This is a genomic window from Comamonas odontotermitis (assembly GCF_014207855.1).
Classification (GTDB): domain Bacteria; phylum Pseudomonadota; class Gammaproteobacteria; order Burkholderiales; family Burkholderiaceae_C; genus Comamonas; species Comamonas odontotermitis_A.
On the sequence record NZ_JACHKZ010000006.1, the window covers coordinates 134513 to 150551 of the forward strand.

General features: G+C 62.2%; 14 protein-coding genes and 1 pseudogene. 10 read left to right on the forward strand and 5 right to left on the reverse strand.

Annotated elements, in window-relative coordinates:
* The first annotated feature begins 7 nt into the window (after positions 1 to 7).
* From ftsY to HNP33_RS07025, 3 genes are all read left to right on the forward strand, one after another.
* Positions 8 to 1189, forward strand: coding sequence for a signal recognition particle-docking protein FtsY (gene ftsY, locus HNP33_RS07015; RefSeq protein ID WP_184706581.1), 1182 nt, complete (start codon positions 8 to 10; stop codon positions 1187 to 1189).
* Positions 1190 to 1462: 273 nt separating this feature from the next.
* Positions 1463 to 4636: a metallophosphoesterase family protein gene (locus tag HNP33_RS07020; RefSeq protein WP_184706579.1), complete on the forward strand. Its 3174-nt coding sequence runs from the start codon at positions 1463 to 1465 to the stop codon at positions 4634 to 4636.
* 137 nt (positions 4637 to 4773) lie between these two features.
* Positions 4774 to 5553: a DeoR/GlpR family DNA-binding transcription regulator gene (locus HNP33_RS07025; protein WP_184706578.1), complete on the forward strand. Its 780-nt coding sequence runs from the start codon at positions 4774 to 4776 to the stop codon at positions 5551 to 5553.
* Positions 5554 to 5557: 4 nt separating this feature from the next.
* Here the strand turns inward: HNP33_RS07025 and cutA are convergent, their stop codons facing one another.
* Positions 5558 to 5905, reverse strand: a complete 348-nt coding sequence (gene cutA / locus HNP33_RS07030) for a divalent-cation tolerance protein CutA (RefSeq protein WP_184706576.1) — start codon at positions 5903 to 5905, stop codon at positions 5558 to 5560.
* A gap of 443 nt (positions 5906 to 6348) precedes the next feature.
* Here cutA and rpoH point away from each other — a divergent pair, with 443 nt between their 5' ends.
* From rpoH to HNP33_RS07065, 7 genes are all read left to right on the forward strand, one after another.
* Positions 6349 to 7326, forward strand: coding sequence for an RNA polymerase sigma factor RpoH (gene rpoH / locus HNP33_RS07035; RefSeq protein WP_184706574.1), 978 nt, complete (start codon positions 6349 to 6351; stop codon positions 7324 to 7326).
* 160 nt (positions 7327 to 7486) lie between these two features.
* Positions 7487 to 8458 (forward strand): Bug family tripartite tricarboxylate transporter substrate binding protein, encoded by a 972-nt coding sequence (locus HNP33_RS07040; protein ID WP_184706571.1) that lies wholly within the window; start codon positions 7487 to 7489, stop codon positions 8456 to 8458.
* A 6-nt stretch (positions 8459 to 8464) separates the two neighbouring features.
* Positions 8465 to 9229, forward strand: coding sequence for a sterol desaturase family protein (locus HNP33_RS07045; protein WP_184706569.1), 765 nt, complete (start codon positions 8465 to 8467; stop codon positions 9227 to 9229).
* 9 nt (positions 9230 to 9238) lie between these two features.
* Complete coding sequence (locus HNP33_RS07050; RefSeq protein ID WP_184706567.1) at positions 9239 to 10183, forward strand: fatty acid desaturase; 945 nt, start codon at positions 9239 to 9241, stop codon at positions 10181 to 10183.
* Positions 10184 to 10189: 6 nt separating this feature from the next.
* Positions 10190 to 12154, forward strand: coding sequence for an iron-containing redox enzyme family protein (locus tag HNP33_RS07055; RefSeq protein ID WP_184706565.1), 1965 nt, complete (start codon positions 10190 to 10192; stop codon positions 12152 to 12154).
* Entirely contained in the window at positions 12151 to 13077 is a 927-nt protein-coding gene (locus HNP33_RS07060) for a DUF6999 family protein (protein ID WP_184706563.1), read from the forward strand. The genes HNP33_RS07055 and HNP33_RS07060 overlap by 4 nt, the downstream gene beginning before the upstream one ends.
* Before the next feature lie 73 nt (positions 13078 to 13150).
* Positions 13151 to 13642, forward strand: a complete 492-nt coding sequence (locus HNP33_RS07065) for a gamma-glutamylcyclotransferase family protein (RefSeq protein WP_184706561.1) — start codon at positions 13151 to 13153, stop codon at positions 13640 to 13642.
* A 22-nt stretch (positions 13643 to 13664) separates the two neighbouring features.
* Here the strand turns inward: HNP33_RS07065 and ureG are convergent, their stop codons facing one another.
* The 4 genes and pseudogenes from ureG to HNP33_RS07085 all read right to left on the reverse strand — a co-directional run bounded on the left by ureG (position 13665) and on the right by HNP33_RS07085 (position 16036).
* Positions 13665 to 14327 carry an urease accessory protein UreG gene (gene ureG, locus HNP33_RS07070; RefSeq protein WP_184706559.1) on the reverse strand — a complete coding sequence of 221 codons (663 nt, stop codon included), beginning with the start codon at positions 14325 to 14327 and terminating at the stop codon, positions 13665 to 13667.
* A complete protein-coding gene (locus HNP33_RS07075; RefSeq protein WP_418903825.1) occupies positions 14324 to 15040 on the reverse strand; it encodes an urease accessory protein UreF in 717 nt (238 codons plus the stop codon). The genes ureG and HNP33_RS07075 overlap by 4 nt, the downstream gene beginning before the upstream one ends.
* Positions 15027 to 15548: pseudogene (gene ureE, locus HNP33_RS07080) on the reverse strand (urease accessory protein UreE); the annotation flags it as partial. The gene HNP33_RS07075 and the pseudogene ureE, both read right to left, overlap by 14 nt.
* A gap of 11 nt (positions 15549 to 15559) precedes the next feature.
* Positions 15560 to 16036, reverse strand: a complete 477-nt coding sequence (locus tag HNP33_RS07085; RefSeq protein ID WP_184706555.1) for a GNAT family N-acetyltransferase — start codon at positions 16034 to 16036, stop codon at positions 15560 to 15562.
* Positions 16037 to 16039: the final 3 nt, after the last annotated feature.

The window sequence follows — 16039 nt, forward strand, 5'->3', positions numbered from 1 at the left end:
GCCCACAATGTTCAGTTTTTTCAAGAAAAAATCTCCTGCTGCCGACGCAGCACCTGCCACAGCGGACACAGCGCCTGTTGCCGAGCCTACCCCGGCCCCCGCGCCTGCACCTGCGGCCCTGCCAGTATCCACCCCCGCTGCCGAACCCGCCAAGCCCGGCTGGCTGCGCAGTGCACTGGGCAGGGGCGGCAAGGCTGAGGCGCCCACTGCCTTAGAGCAAAATACGCCATCAGCACCCGCCCAGCAAGCTCCAATAGCTCCTATCACTATAGCACCCGAACCCGCAAGCGACCGCGGCAGCTGGATGACCCGGCTCAAAAGCGGCCTGCGCAAGACGGGTTCGAGCATTGCCACCGTCTTTACCGGCACCAAGATAGACGAGCAGCTGTACGAGGAGCTGGAAGAGGCCTTGCTGATGGCCGATACCGGTGTCAAAGCCACGCAGCACCTGCTGGACGATCTGAAACAGCGCGTCAAGGACAGCAAGACCACCGACCCCGCCGCCGTCAAGGGCCTGCTGGCCGATGCACTGGCCGACTTGCTGGCGCCGCTGGAAAAGCCGCTGGTCATTGGCGAGCACAGCCCCACCGTCATCATGGTGGCGGGCGTCAATGGCGCGGGCAAGACCACATCGATCGGCAAACTGACCAAGCACCTGGCCGATGCGGGCCAGAGCGTGCTGCTGGCGGCGGCCGACACCTTTCGCGCCGCTGCGCGTGAGCAATTGGGCGTCTGGGCCACCCGCAACACGGTCGAAATCATCAGCCAGGAAGGCGGCGACCCGGCAGCCGTCAGCTTTGACGCGGTGACCGCCGGCAAGGCCCGCAACAAGGATGTGGTGCTGGTAGACACCGCAGGCCGCCTGCCCACGCAGCTGCACCTGATGGAAGAGCTCAAGAAGATCAAGCGCGTGGTAACCAAGGCCGACGGCACGGCGCCGCACGAGGTGCTGCTGGTGATCGACGGCAATACCGGCCAGAACGCGCTCAACCAGGTACGGGCGTTTGACGATGCCCTGCAACTGACAGGCCTGATCGTGACCAAGCTCGACGGCACCGCCAAGGGCGGCGTGCTGGCGGCCATTGCGCAGGAACGCCCCATCCCCGTGTACTTCATCGGCGTGGGCGAGAAGGTCGAAGACCTGGAGACTTTCAGCGCCAAGGAATTTGCCCAGGCCCTGCTGACCTGAACACACGGCAGACACCACCCCGTCCAAGCCCCGCACTTCAACTGCGGGGCTTTTTATTTACCGCGTGCAAGTCGCAACTGGTGCCGGTGCCCAAACCCAAGCCCAAGCCCAAGCCCAAGCGCTGCTTGCGAATGTACCGAGGGTGATCCTCGCAGAACTGCATGGTTGGAGTACTGGGTGTCATTGTAATTTCATGCAAATTTGCTATTTTTTGCACTTTCTTGGCAAACGCCAATCTGTTCCAAAAAACGATGCCTGCGGGCAGGAGGATGCATGAAATCAAGATGGCAATTACTGTGTACCGGGGGGCTCTGGGCCATTGCCAGCCTCGGCGGCGCGCAGGCAGCGGCTGTGCTGACCCAGAACTTCGATGCGGCAGCTGTCGACAACACGGTCGGCTCCACCCCACCCGCAGGCTGGACGGCACGTACCTACTACAGCGATGGATCGGAAGGCCCGGTGGAGGTGACCACCGGCTCGGCCACCTGGCTGGGCTGGAAATTTCTGAACAAAAGCACCTGGGTTGCCCAGAAAACCACCAACGCCACCACCAAACGCGGTGATTTCGGTTTGGGATCGAATGGCATTGCGCTGATCGAATCCGACGGCTTGCGGGCTGCCAAGGTCTACAGCGCGACGCTGGAAACCCCTGCCGTCAACGTGGCCGCTGGCAAAAAGTACCAGCTGAGCTTCAACACCCACTACCGCCAGGGCCAGGCGCCGCAGACCGCCGACGTGATCGTGAGCTTCGACAAGGGCAGCGCCCAGACTTTTGCCCTGACCTCCGATACGCTGAACCAAGCCTTCCAAAAAACGCTGACCGTGCCTGCCGATGCGACCACCGCAAAGATCAGCTGGAACTACCGCAGCACCGCCAACAACTGGTACTGGGCCGTGGACGATGTGCTGCTGGACGAAGACACCAGCGCACCCCCCGCGCCTTTCGACCCCGCCAAGCTGCCCGATACCACCGCCAAGCCCACGCTGAGTGTTGGCCCCACCCTGCAGAACCCCGGCCCAGACCACATGGCAGTGATGCTGGAGACCACCGAACCCGCCCCCACCGTCTGGCTGCGAAGGGCTGGCAGCACAGGCCCATACACACTGGTGCCAGCCGTCAATCCGGTCGGCGATTTTGCCGACAACAGCATCTTTTTTGCCGACCTGAAGGGCCTGCAATCGAACACGCTGTATGAATATGCCGTAGTGACCGGCACCAGCGCGGCGCCCAGATTGGCTGGCCCTTTCCAGTTCAAGACCTGGCCCAAGGAAGGCGATGGCGTCACCAGCGCCAAGTTTGCCGTCGTCTCCGACACCCAAGACGGCCTGGCCAACCGCTTCAAGAACATCACCCAGAGCGTGATCAACAACGACTGCGCAGGCGTTGCCGCGCAATGCGCCCAGACCGTGGCAGGCTTCATGGTGCCGGGCGATCTGGTCAATTCGGGTGGAACCCGCAGCCACTGGGCCAGCCAGTTCTTCGGCCCGCTCAGCGCCATCTCCGCCTATGTGCCGCTGATTCCCGCACCCGGCAACCACGAGTATTTTGCCAACGAGCAGGCCAGCGAAGGCGCCGAGAAAAACTGGGCCAAGACCTACCGCAAGTACTTCAACCGCATGCCAGCCAACGGCTCGGCCAAGCACCCGCTGCACTGGTATTCGCTCGACTACCTGGGCATGCGCATCGTGGGCAGCGACTTCAACCCCGCATCGGCCATGCACAACACCGGCGGCTGGAGCAGCTATGACAACGGCCGCGGCCTGTTCCGCGCCGATTACATGCGCGAGCACCTGGACTGGTTCACCGGCCTGATGCAGCAGACCCGCCAGGACAGGAAGCCCTACATGGTGCTGCTCAACCACCACCCCTGCCTCAGCGAGAAATGGCGCCAGGGCGAGGTCATGGCGGCCTGCGATTTCATCTCGCAGATGGAAGACTATGGCCGCAGCACCGGCGCCATCACCGTCAACCTCAACGGCCACGTGCATTTTTATGAACGCGGCAACTCGATGGACAGCCGCCACCTGTGGCTGAACGTGGCGTCGGGCAGCGGTAACCTGGAAAGCGCCAGGCAGGACGACGACAGCGACCTTGATGTCATCGCCAACACCAAGCTCACATTCGGCTACGGCACGCTCGAAGCACGCTTTGGCGGCGCAGCGCCAGAGCTGGCCTGGAAGCGCTACGACCTGGGTGCCTCGGCCACCAGCACCACCCCCGACGACGCCATCTCCATCACCAGCGAAAAATGGGCCGTGACGCCGCAACTGGCGCAAGCCAGGCTGGGCAAGGTCGATCCGGCATCGGTCCAGCTGTCCTACAACGCCGCAGGCATTCCAGGTGTGTACGAAGCCCAATGGCAGCTGTCCAAGGACGCGCAGTTTGGCAAGGCGCAGCCGGTCTACGACGTGTGGGGCAACGACACGCGCCGCGAAAACTGGAGCTATATCAACGGTGTGCGCACCAACACCCAGAACGGCGTGGACATCTCGACCCTGGCCCTGGGCCAGTTGCTGGCCAACCCCAAGCGCGTGTACCCGAACGTGGGCGCTGCCACCCCGCGCGCCAAGGTCATGACGGCCGTGGTTGCCGGCGGCAATAGCCTGCTCGACCGCTGGAGCTGTGCCTACAAATGGGACGACAACGGCGACAACGGGCCGGATCGCCAAGGCGGCCGCCAATGTTTTGCCCGCCTGTTGCAAGGCGATGGCAGCAAAGGTTCGGCCTTCGACCCCTTTGGAGGCCAAGCCCCAGAGGTGCTGAAGCTGGGCACCGACGAGCGCTGGTACTGGCGCGTTCGTGTGCGCGATGAACACCTGAACTGGTCAGACTGGAGCGCTGCCGGGTCGTTCGAGCTTGGCAACCCCGCACCGGAGCCCGAGCCGCCGGTCAAGGACCTGATCAACGTGCAGCTCCCCGGCTCCGCAGGTGGCCAGCCCGCCATCGGTCTGCAAGTACAGGCTCCCGCCACCTGCCAGAGCACCCAGTCCAGCGCCGCCGCCGTACCCGCAGGCCTGCTGCCCCGCAACCTCCAGGCGGCCACCGGCCTGGTGTCCTTTGCCATTGCTGACTGCAACCAGCAGGGCTTCAGCGCCCAGGTCAAGCTCACCCTGCCCAAGGACCTGCCTGCCAACAGCCGCGTGATGAAGGTCAGCACTGGCGCAGACGGAAAGCTGGTAGCCACCGACATCACGGGCCAGGCGAGCATCGCAGGCAATGCCGTGAGCTACACCATCACCGACGGTGGCGCGCTGGATGAGGATGGCAAGACCAACGGCGCGATCCTCGATCCGGTACTGGTGGCCACCCCTGCCGCTGTCGATCCTGATCCGAACCCCGGAGCGGGCCAGCCCACGCCCGTACCAGTAGGCAACCCAGTGGCTCTGCTGCTGGCATCTGCCCTGCTGGCAGGTGCTGCAGGATGGCGCCAGCGCCGCAAGCGCTGACAGGTGAACGCAGCCTGCGCCCCTGTGCGGGCTGCCACCTTCTGCCCCTGCTATCGTGGCCCTGATGGGGCCACGTTTTTTTGCAATCACAATGGCGCACAATCAGCGCCAGCTGCCATCTCCAAGGATCGTTCCCCATGCTGCAAGAAGACAGGTTTGCCAGAATCCAATCGCTGCTGAGCGCTGCAGGTCGGCTGAGTACCGAACACTTGATTCAGGACATGCAGGTATCGCGTGAAACTGTCCGGCAGGATCTGCTCGCACTGGAATCTATGGGCCTGGTGCGGCGGGTGCATGGCGGCGTAGCCGGTGTCACCCAGCAGGAGCCCCCCTTTGTGCAACGCCAGGCCATGCGCGTGGCCGAAAAACGCGCCATTGCCAAGGCAGCCGTCAAGCGGCTGCAGCCCGGGCAGATGGTGTTCATCGACGCAGGCACCACCACGGCCATCCTGGCCGAAGAGCTGAGCCTGCTCTCTCACCTGGTAGTGGTTACCAATTCGATCACCGTGGCGCTCAAGCTGGCGCCATCCGAGCCCAATGGCGGGCATGGCAAGGGCAGACGGGTAATTCTGCTGGGCGGCGACACCAACCCGGAAATCCCCAGCACCTATGGTGAAGTCACCCTCAACGAGATACGGCGCTACCGTGCGGATGTGGCCATGGTCTCTCCGGTAGGCATCAGTGCGGAGGATGGCGTTACCTTTGCCAACGAGCACGAAGCCAGCCTTGCCACTGCCATGGTCGCCCAGTCATCCTCCTTCTGCGTGCTGGCCGACGACAGCAAGATCGGCGTGCGTGGGCGCTATGCCGTAGCCGCCACGCCCGAAACGCAAACCCTGCTAACCAATACATCGACACCCAATGCTGCGGCCTTGGCTGCCTTGCGGGCGCAGGGCGTGCAGGTGGTGGAGGTATGAGCCCTTACACCTGCAGCGGCGCCGTCACCTCTGCCGCAACCCAGGCTGCATAGGCAGGGCTCGCTTGGCTGTCGCCCCACAGCCACTGCGGCAGCTGGTAGGGGTGCAGGGGTTTGAGCAGCTTTTGCAGCGCCAGCTGCTGCGCCAAGGTGGTTTTCCAGGTGATGCGCCATTCGGCACTGTTCTGCAACTCACCGTTCCACCAGTAGTACGACTGGATCGCCTCCACCTGGGCGCACGCCGCCAGTCGAGCATGCACTCCAGCGGCTGCCAGTTGCCCAGCAGCGGCTTCGCTGTCCACAGTCGTACACAGCCAGGCAATGGTGGTGGGGTGAGGGTTTGAAATCTGCATGGCAGCAATGGTACAAGAAGCGATCAGACCTGATTGCTATCAATACAGGAGCTTGTGATGAATAATCCATCAGCTACAACGAACCTTTTATCGATATTTTTGCTATATGGGGCCACTGTGAGAATTTCCAGTTATTTTGCAGGCTAGGCCGGAACTTTCAAGCCACGCGCGCACTCCAACCTCCCATGCAAATACATCGCTTACTCCTCACCGGTCAGGCAACACACTGCCTGTGTAAGCCATAACCGACAGGCCAGGCCAGCCATAGGGCTACACATGGCAACGGCGCATGGTAAAGAACTATTAAGAACTCCTAAAACCATAGCTTTCTGCGCTTTATACACAAGCGTCAAGCTGATTTTTTCATCGAAATCAAAGGATGGTCAAATCCATCCTAGCGGCGGGAACTCCCACCAAATTCAGGGAATCTCACCGGTGTTACTATGCATCGCATAGACGAAAGGACTTCTAGCGTGACAACTCATACTGGAGCCGCCATCCCCTCTACCGCATTGGCTCCTGCAAACCCATGGTCGTTGGTACCACCCCTGGGTAATCTGGACGCATACATCTCTGCTGCCAACCGCATTCCCATGCTGACTGCAGAGGAAGAACTGAATTACGCCAAAAAGCTCAAGGCCACTGGCGATGTAGATGCCGCGGGCCGTCTGGTGCTGTCGCACCTGCGCCTCGTCGTATCCATTGCCCGCCAGTACATGGGTTACGGTCTGCCGCATGGCGATCTGATCCAGGAAGGCAACGTGGGCCTCATGAAAGCCGTCAAGCGCTTCGACCCCGATCAGGGCGTGCGCCTGGTGAGCTATGCCATGCACTGGATCAAGGCAGAGATCCACGAGTACATCCTGAAGAACTGGCGCATGGTCAAGGTGGCCACCACCAAGAGCCAGCGCAAGCTGTTCTTCAACCTGCGCTCGATGAAGCAAGGCTTCAAGGCCGACGCCGGCATGGAAGACGGTGTCATGCACCGCGAAACCCTGTCCGAGAGCGAGATCGACCAAATGGCCGAGCAGCTCAACGTCAAGCGTGAAGACGTGATCGAGATGGAAACCCGCCTGTCGGGTGGCGACGTGCTGCTGGACCCCAGCCCTTCGGACGATGGCGAACAGGCCTACGGCCCCATCGCCTACCTGGCCGACGCCTCGCATGAGCCCACCGCCATGCTCGAATCGCGCCAGCGCGATTACCTGGCCACCGATGGCATTCAGGAGGCTTTGGCCACCCTGGACGAGCGCAGCCGCCACATTGTGGAAGAGCGCTGGCTCAAGGTGAACGACGACGGCTCGGGAGGCATGACGCTGCACGACCTCGCTGCCGTCTACGGGGTGAGCGCAGAACGTATCCGCCAGATCGAATCGGCCGCCATGAAGAAAATGCGCAAGGCCCTGGCCGAATACGCATAAGCCACAGGCCACGGCGCACAAATGCGCTGCAATTGGCGATAATCGAAAGCGCACAAGCTGCAAGGCCTGTGCGCTTTTTTTGTGGCCTGTTGTGGATTCGGCGGACGTACAAACGCATAAACCTCCACCCCAGCAGTCCTGTTTGTCTATGGAGTTTTTGATGACATTCACCCTATCCCGCCGCAGTCTGCTGACGGCCGCTCTGGCTGCCAGCTGCATGGCCACCAGCGCCTTCGCTGCCGACAACTGGCCCAGCAAGCCCCTGCACCTGATCGTTGGCTTTCCGGCAGGCTCGTCGCCCGATTTGACGGCGCGCGCGCTGGCCGAGCCGCTGGAAAAAGCCCTGGGCCAGACCATCATTGTGGAAAACAAGGTGGGCGCTGGCGGCAATATTGCCGGCGAATACGTAGCCAAGGCCGACGACCACACCTTCAGCGTGATGATCAACGGCAACATGACCATTGCCAAGCTGCTGAACCCGGCCGTGCGCTACAACCCGCTGACCGACCTGCAGCCGGTCAGCCTGATCGGCGTAGCGCCGCTGGTGCTGGTGGCACCCGCTTCAGCCCCCGAAGGCAAGGCGTTCTTCGATGCCGCTGCCAAGGCTGGCAGCAAGTGGAGCTATGGCTCACCCGGCGTGGGCACGGTCGGCCATCTGGGCATGGAATTGCTCAAGAGCCGCTCCAAGCTCAAGCCCGAGCACATTCCCTACGCAGGCTACCCGCAGGTGTTCAACGGCATCCAGGGCGGCGACCTGCAACTGTCCATGCTTCCCCCGGCGCTTGCCATGGCACAAATCCAGGCAGGCAAACTGCGCGGTATCGGCGTAACATCTGCCGCCCGCAGCCCGCTCGCCCCAGGCCTGCCCAGCCTCAAGGAATTGGGCGTGAACAATTACGACCTGGAAATCTGGAACGCCGTGGCCGCACCCAAATCCATGGCCAAGGCCCATGTCGAAAGGCTGGCTGCTGCAGTGGGTGAGATCGTGCGAAGCCCAGAAATGCGTGCAAGGCTCGCCGCGCAGGGCTGGCAAGCCGTGGGCAGCTCACCCGAGGGGCTTACCAACCGCATCGATGCCGATGTGAAGGCCCTTGGCACTATCATCAAGGAACAGAACATCCGCGCACAATAAACGCCCATGACCGCAGCCCAAGTCTTTACCAACCTCAGCGCCTGGCAAGTGATAGCTTGGGGCTTGCTGTTTTTCACAGCCCTGTACCTGGCTGGCGGCTTTGGCATGACCGCCCTCACTCGCTTCTTGCAACGATATGGCATCGGCAAGGTGCTGGATACGCGACCGCTCAAACCCGATCAGCTGCAGCGCGAATGGCGCCAGTCCTTCCATTCGATCCTCATCTTCGGCCTGGGCATGATCGTGCCCTGGGGCTTTGTACAGTTGGGCTGGGCACGCTTTGCCGCCAATCCATCGGCCTGGCAGATCGCGATCGAGATCTGGGGGCTGCTGATCTGGAACGATGTGCACTTCTGGATCAACCACCGGTTGCTGCACACACGATGGTTCAAGCGCTTTCATGGCGATCACCACCGCTCCGTGGTCGTCACGCCATGGTCCACCTACAGCTTTCATCCGGTGGAAGCGATGATGATGGGCAATGTGATTCTGCTGCCCATGGTGGTGCATGACTTCGCCTTCTGGTCACTCGCATCGGTACCCGTTTTCAGTCTGGTGCTGAATGCCATCGGCCACTCCAACTACGATTTCTTCCCCGCCGTCGGCCCGCGCCACCCGCTTGCCGCCAGCCGCCGCCACCATCTGCACCATGCACGCCCTGCAGGCAACTACGGCTTTGCCTTCGCATTCATGGACCGCTGGCTGCGCAGCGAAGCTGATCCGCTGCCCGTGCGCCCGGCTCCGGCACGCTCCACGCACTCTGCACCCTGACGATTCTGCATGCCCCGCAGCGCCAGCATTCCGCCCTCGTCCATCCCCCTGCGCCTGCGCCATTGGCGCGATTGGCAGTCGCTGCTCTACCTTGCCACGCTGCCGCTGATCGTGCTGTGGCAGTGGCAGCACGGCTGGGTCTGGTGGCTGTATGCCGTGGAGCTGTTCCTGACCCTTGGCGTGGGGGTGATCCACCACAACCATACGCATCTGCGCATGTGGCGCGGCAGGCACAGCCGCTGGGCCAATCGGGCCACCGATTACTGGCTCACCCTGCTGCAGGGCCACCCTACCTTCGTCTTCTGGCCCGCCCATGTAGGCAACCACCACCGTTACCGGCACAGCGAGCGCGACATTGCCCGCACCTACCGCTTTGGCGGCGACACCAACCACCTGTTGGGCTACCTGGCCCACCCGCTGCAAGCCGCCTGGGTGCTGTATCCGCTGTTCATCCGGTGGCTGGGCAACTTGCGCCGTCACTGGCCTGGTGCTTTTCGCTATTGCATGGGGCAGTATGGGTTGTGGCTCGGCAGTTGGGCAGCGCTGCTGCTCATCGACTGGAAAAAAGCACTGGTTCTGGTCATCATTCCGCAACTGCATGGCCTGCATTGGCTGCTGGCAACCAACTATCTGCAGCATGCCCATGCCGACGGCAGGCGCATCAGCCGGGCGCAGCGTGATACCGAAGGGAGCATGCTGAACTACGCCCGCAATTTTGAAGGTTTGGTCAACCCCTTGCTGTTTAACATTGGCCTGCATACGGCCCACCATGAACGCCCGCATGCCCATTGGTCCGAGTTGACGGAGCTGCATGACCGCATTTACCGCCGCCGGGTTGATCCGGCGCTGAATGAAGGCGGCCTGCTGCCCTATATGGCGCGGGTGTTTCTGGGTGGGCTCGTGTGGCGGTCGGCACGCAGCCGGTCGTTGATGCCACCGATGGAGAAAAAGTAATCGTCTATGCCAGTTTCCTATTCACAGGTCTATGTCCAGTCTGCCGGTCTCTTCATGCCCGGCGAGCCCGTTGCCAACGATGGCATGGACGCCTATGTGGCGCCGCTCAACCGGCTGTCGGAACGCATCAAACGCCGCATCCTGGCCGAAAACGGCATTCAGAAGCGCTACTACGCCATTGCACCCGATGGCAGCACCGTGTTCAGCAATGCGCAGATGGCCAAAGCCGCCATTGAGTCTGCTCTCCAGCAAGCAGGGCGCGGCCTGGAAGACATCGGCTTTCTGGCCAGCGGCTCCTCTGGCGGCGACGCGCTGATGCCCGGCTTTGCCAGCATGATTCAGGGCGAGATGGCAGCCCCCCCAATGGAGCTGCTCAGCGTGCACGGCATATGCGCGGCCAGCGTGGGCGCCCTGCAGGGCGCGGCTCTCGCCGTAGAGCACGGCCAGCACGCCCATGCCATGGCCGTGGCCAGCGAGATGCCTTCGCGCCTTTTCAAGCGCTCGCGCTATGCCGCGCAGGGTTACGACACGGATTTCGATGCCCACTTTCTGCGTTGGATGCTAAGCGATGGTGCCGGTGCCGTGTTGCTGGGCCACGCAGCGCCCATTCCGCAGCGCCCTGATCTGCGTTTGAAACTGCACTGGACGCACCAGCGCAGCTTTGCTGGCGACTACCCGGTATGCATGCAGCTGGGGCTGACGCACGACCGCGCCCGCAGCCATCTCGATTTTCCGTCGTGGACGGACGCCGAAGCCGCAGGTGCGCTGGCGCTGCGGCAGGACATTCGCCTGCTGCCGCACCTGTTTGATGTCTGCATCCACGAGTACGCCCGCATTGCCCACCAGGGCTGGCTGCCAGAGCGTGGCATCGACCATTTCCTGTGCCACTACTCGTCGGAAAAATTCATTCCCGTGGTCGATGAGCTGCTGAACAAGGCACAGCTGTCCATCCCGCGTGAGCGCTGGTGGAGCAACCTGGCCTGGCGCGGCAACACAGGTGCAGCATCCATCTTCGTGATGCTGGCCGAGTACCTGCAGACCCACCATGACCGGCTCAAAGCTGGCGACACCATGCTGTGCTTTGTGCCCGAATCGGGCCGCTTCACCGCAGGCTACATGCTATTGGAGGTGGAGCATGCCGCGCCATCCAGCCAGGCGACGGTCAGCAGTTTCGTGCAAAAGCCTGCGCCTGCAACAGAGGCTCTCACCGCTGCCTCCTCTGCCTCTGCGCTGATAGCTCCACCCCACGACCCTGCCAGTGCACCGCAGGCCCTGGCACCGCTGCTCACAGAGCTCGCCAGCATCTGGCACGACTACCGCTCGCAGGTCTGGCGCACGCCACTGGTGCGGCGCATCCGCAGCGGCCACATGAAGACGGACGACTACCTCTGTTGGATGCGCCAGTGGATTCCGCAGGTGCGCGAGGGCAGCCTGTGGATGCGCGAGGGCGCAGCCTCGCTCACCGGCGACTACGCGGCGCTCGCCGCACTGATGGGCGTGCACGCAGGCGAAGAACAGAACGACTTCAAGATCCTGCACCAGGATTATCTGAACGCGGGCGGCACCATCACCAACATCGACGCATTGCAGCGCAACCCCGGCGGCCAGGCGCTCAACAGCTACCTGCACAGCCTGGCGGCCACCACCAATCCGATTGGCTTGCTGGGTGCCATCTACATCATCGAAGGCACAGGCCAGCGCATCGTGCCCAGCTTGCTGCCGCTGCTGCGCCAAAGCCTCGATCTGGGGCCGGAGTGCTTCCGCTTTCTGGAATACCACGGCGCCAATGACGAAAACCACCTGGAGCGCTGGCTGATGGCCGTGCAGATGGTGATGGCGCTGGACACCACGGGCGATGCCCCGCGCGCCATTGCCGCTACGGCACGCCATACGGCCCAGCTGTACCTGATGCAGTTTGCACACATCCTGGAAGACGCTGCTCCAAACCGGGCGGCCACGGACCCGCTATGACCGATTTCCGCGACATTCCACACGACGAACGCGACCCCAGCCCGTGGCTGGCTTTGTACCTGGACGACAGCACGCCGGTGCCAGACCATGTGAAGGCCGCATGGCTCAAGGATTCCAGCAGCCGCTCGCGCCAGTTTCTGCTGCCGTTTCTGCGGCCGCTGGCGCGCACCAGCATCATCTTGATCCAGATCCTCAAAGTGCTGCTGCCCAAGACCTGGGCACACTCCAGGCTGCTGCACCGCACCCTCGCCTTCAGCATGAACCGCTTTGTCTCGCCCGAGGCCAACTGGCTCATCATGCGGCACTTCCATCTGGGCTCGCAAATCCTCGCCTTCATCGGTGGCAATGCGCCCACCAAGGTAGCGACCAACCCGCTGGAGCCAGAGTCGATCGACGACATCAAGGACGAGCTGTTCCTCAAACACGACCTGAACCTGTTCAACTTCGTCATCCGCCTGAACAAGACTCTGCGCTCCCACGGCCAGCACATCGGGCCCGTGCCCGAACCCGATTTTGCGATGCTGCGCGAGCCGCCGCTGCGGCTGGAAGACATGCCGCGCGGAGCCTTCAACATTCTCGATCTACAAAGCGCCATCGAGGTCTACACCCCTGTGTACCAGCTGCTGCTGACCGACAACGATTTCTGGCGCGCCAGCAACTCGCTGCAACTGGACGAAACCGTGGCCATCTACGCCGCCAAGATCCTGTCTTCGCCCGAGCATCTGGTGATGTTGAACAACAAGCACCCGCTCGTGCCGCTTTCCACCTTGCGCGCAGGCCACCGGCTGGTATTGCATGGCCTGTCCACCGAAATGCTGCACTGCCTGCTGATGCGCATGGCGAGTGGCGAAACGCCGCTGCCCAGCCGCGAGATTGCCAAGGTCAAGCAGGCGACTGATCGCGTCATGGAGCACCGTGATTGAAGCGGCTCGGCATGGCCGGATTCTTGCTTGAAGCTTTGCCATGACAAACCCGCTCACTCATTTGCAATCACCCATGCCCAAGCCTTTTCCGCCTCCCTCGCCCTGGGCCAGCTGCGGCGCCGGCCATGTGGCCGTGTATGGCACCTTGCGTGCCGGCGGCATCAACGACATTGCGCGCCTGGATCCGGATATCGTTTGCATGGGCCACACCATGCTCACCGGCACCCTGTACGACCTGGACTGGTACCCGGGCCTGCAATTGCAAGGCACCCAGCAGGTGCTGGCCGAGGTCTACCCCATCGACGAAGCGCTGGAGCAGGCCATGGACCGCATCGAAGGCATCTGGCCTACGGATGTGGGCGAGTACACCAAACAGGTGCTGCCCCTGCTAGTAGATTGTGTGGACGGCAGCCAGCGCTCTCTGAATGTACTGGTCTATGAAGCCCTGCCGCCCACCGTGTCGGGAAAACCGGTGCTGGCCGTGCACGACTGGCTCGCCTGGTACCGGAGCCAGGGCCGAACCTATCCTGGCGACCGCTTTGCGCTGAATACGCAGAAGTCCTGAAGAAAGCCGAAGAATCAGCAGATCAGGCAGCCAGCAGCCCCTGCTTCTCGATGAATGCCACTACCTCATCCAGCCCTTCGAGCGTTTTGAGATTGGTCATGACAAACGGCTTGAGCCCTTTTGGGGTCGTGCGCTGCTTCACGGTATCGCTGCGCATGATGTCCAGATTGGCGCCCACATGCGGTGCGAGGTCAGTCTTGTTGATGACGAACAGATCGCTTTTGGTGATACCAGGGCCACCCTTGCGCGGAATCTTCTCGCCCGCAGCCACATCGATCACATAGATCGTCAGGTCGCTCAGCTCAGGGCTGAAGGTAGCGGCCAGATTGTCTCCACCCGATTCGATGAAGACGATGTCGGCATCGGGAAAATCCTTGAGCATGCGGTCGATGGCCTCAAGATTGATCGACGCATCCTCGCGGATCGCGGTGTGCGGGCACCCTCCGGTCTCGACCCCCATGATGCGCTCGGCGGGCAGCGCGCCACTGATCGTCAGCAGACGCTGGTCTTCCTTGGTGTAGATATCGTTGGTGATGGCAATCAGGTCCCACCTGTCGCGCATGGCCTTGCAGAGCATTTCGAGAATCGTGGTCTTGCCCGAGCCCACAGGCCCGCCAATGCCGACCCGCAGCGGCGGCAGCTTTTTGCTGCGGAGGGGAATATGGTGCAATGCGGATGTGTTCATGATCTGAAAAGCCTTGAGTACTGGTGTTCATGCTGGGCCGAGAGAATCGCCAGCATGGGAGAAAACGCTTGCCGCGCCTCGTCTGGCAGCGCCAGGGCGCAGGCAACGGCCTGCGGAATTTCATGCGTGAGCCGCGCGAGAATGCGCTGCCCCGCACTCTGGCCCAGTGGCACTGCTTTGACCGCCGCCTGCACCAGATTCTCTGCCCAGCCAAAGGCATAGGCCAGCAACGCGTCATGGGCCGATGCGCCCGCGCAATGCGCGGCAAACGAAAAGGCAATCGGGTAGCTCGCATCCTGCGCGGCCAGCCAGGTGACAGTGTCCAGAATCGCCGCCTGATCGGCATGGCGGTTTCGGAGCCACTCCACCAGAGAGCGCCCCATTTGTTCAGTCTGCAGCCGCAGCTCGCTGCTCTCGCGCGTGGTGCGCACCCATTGGTTCAATTCAGCAATGCGCGGCAGATCTGTGGCTTGCCAGGCCATTGCGGCCTGGGCGATCACGGCCATGTCGCCGCGCGACTGGCTCAGATGCAACTGCTGCACCAGCCAGTCGCCCGCCTCATTTTCTGTTGTGACCAACGCCGCATTGATGGCAGCCTCCAAACCTTCGGAATACGAAAACCCGCCAATCGGCAGCGCTGGCGATGCCAGCCACATCAGCTGCAGAAAGCTGCGTGCAAGGGGCGCAGGCTGCGCTTCAGTGGGCATGCCCATGACCGTTGCCATCATGGTGCGCATGATGGTGGCTGTGCCCATCATGGGTGACATGCCCGCCATAGGCGCCTCCTTCCGGCTCAAAAGGCAGATCGGTCTGCACCACCTCCATATGCATGCTGCGCAGCATGTCGGCCAGCACATGGTCAGGCTCGATCTTGAGGTGATCAGGTTGCAGCTCGATCGGCACATGGCGATTGCCCAGGTGGTACGCCGCGCGCATCAGATCAAAGGGAGTTCCGTGCACAGCGCAGGCCGTGATGCGCAACACCTTCTGCGGTGCAGCCAGCACCCGGATCAGCGATCCGTCTTCTGCCACGAGCACATCACCGCCGCGCACCGCCTGTCCGCGCGGCAAGAAAACGGCCAGCTCGCGCCCCAGGCTGTCGACCGCAGCGAAACGTGATTTCTGGCGCACATCCCAATCGAGCTCCACCATGGCCGCGCGCTTGAGCAACGCCGCCGCCAGACCCTTGCCCGACACAATGCATTTGGATACCTGCAGCATGCTTGGCCTCATCAGATGGTTCGCGTCATGAAGCAACTGTGAGGATCGTGCTGGTAGCCCCCAAACGGTTCACACGGCTCAAAGCCATTGCGTGCGTAAAACTTGCGCGCTGGCGTAAAAAACGGCTCGGTGCCGGTTTCCAGGCTGATGCGTTCCACGCCGCTGGCCTTCGCCTCATTCAAGGCATGCGCGAGAATCCGTTGGGCGGCATCACTGCCACGGTATGTGCCCTGTACCCGCATGGTCTTGAGCTCGGCATGGGATGCGTCCAGTTGCTTGAGTGCGCAGGTTCCCACCAGCACCGGGCCATCTGGCTGCTGCATCCATGTGGTCCAGAACCTGATGTCCGGCTGGCGCAGTTTCTCCACATCCAGCGCATGCACGCTCTCGGGCGGAGACACTCTACGCATGTCATCCAGATGCTCTTGCAGAAAGCGGATGACCAGTGGATCGGTCGCGGGGTCCAGAGCAAAATAAAGCTGCATCATTCA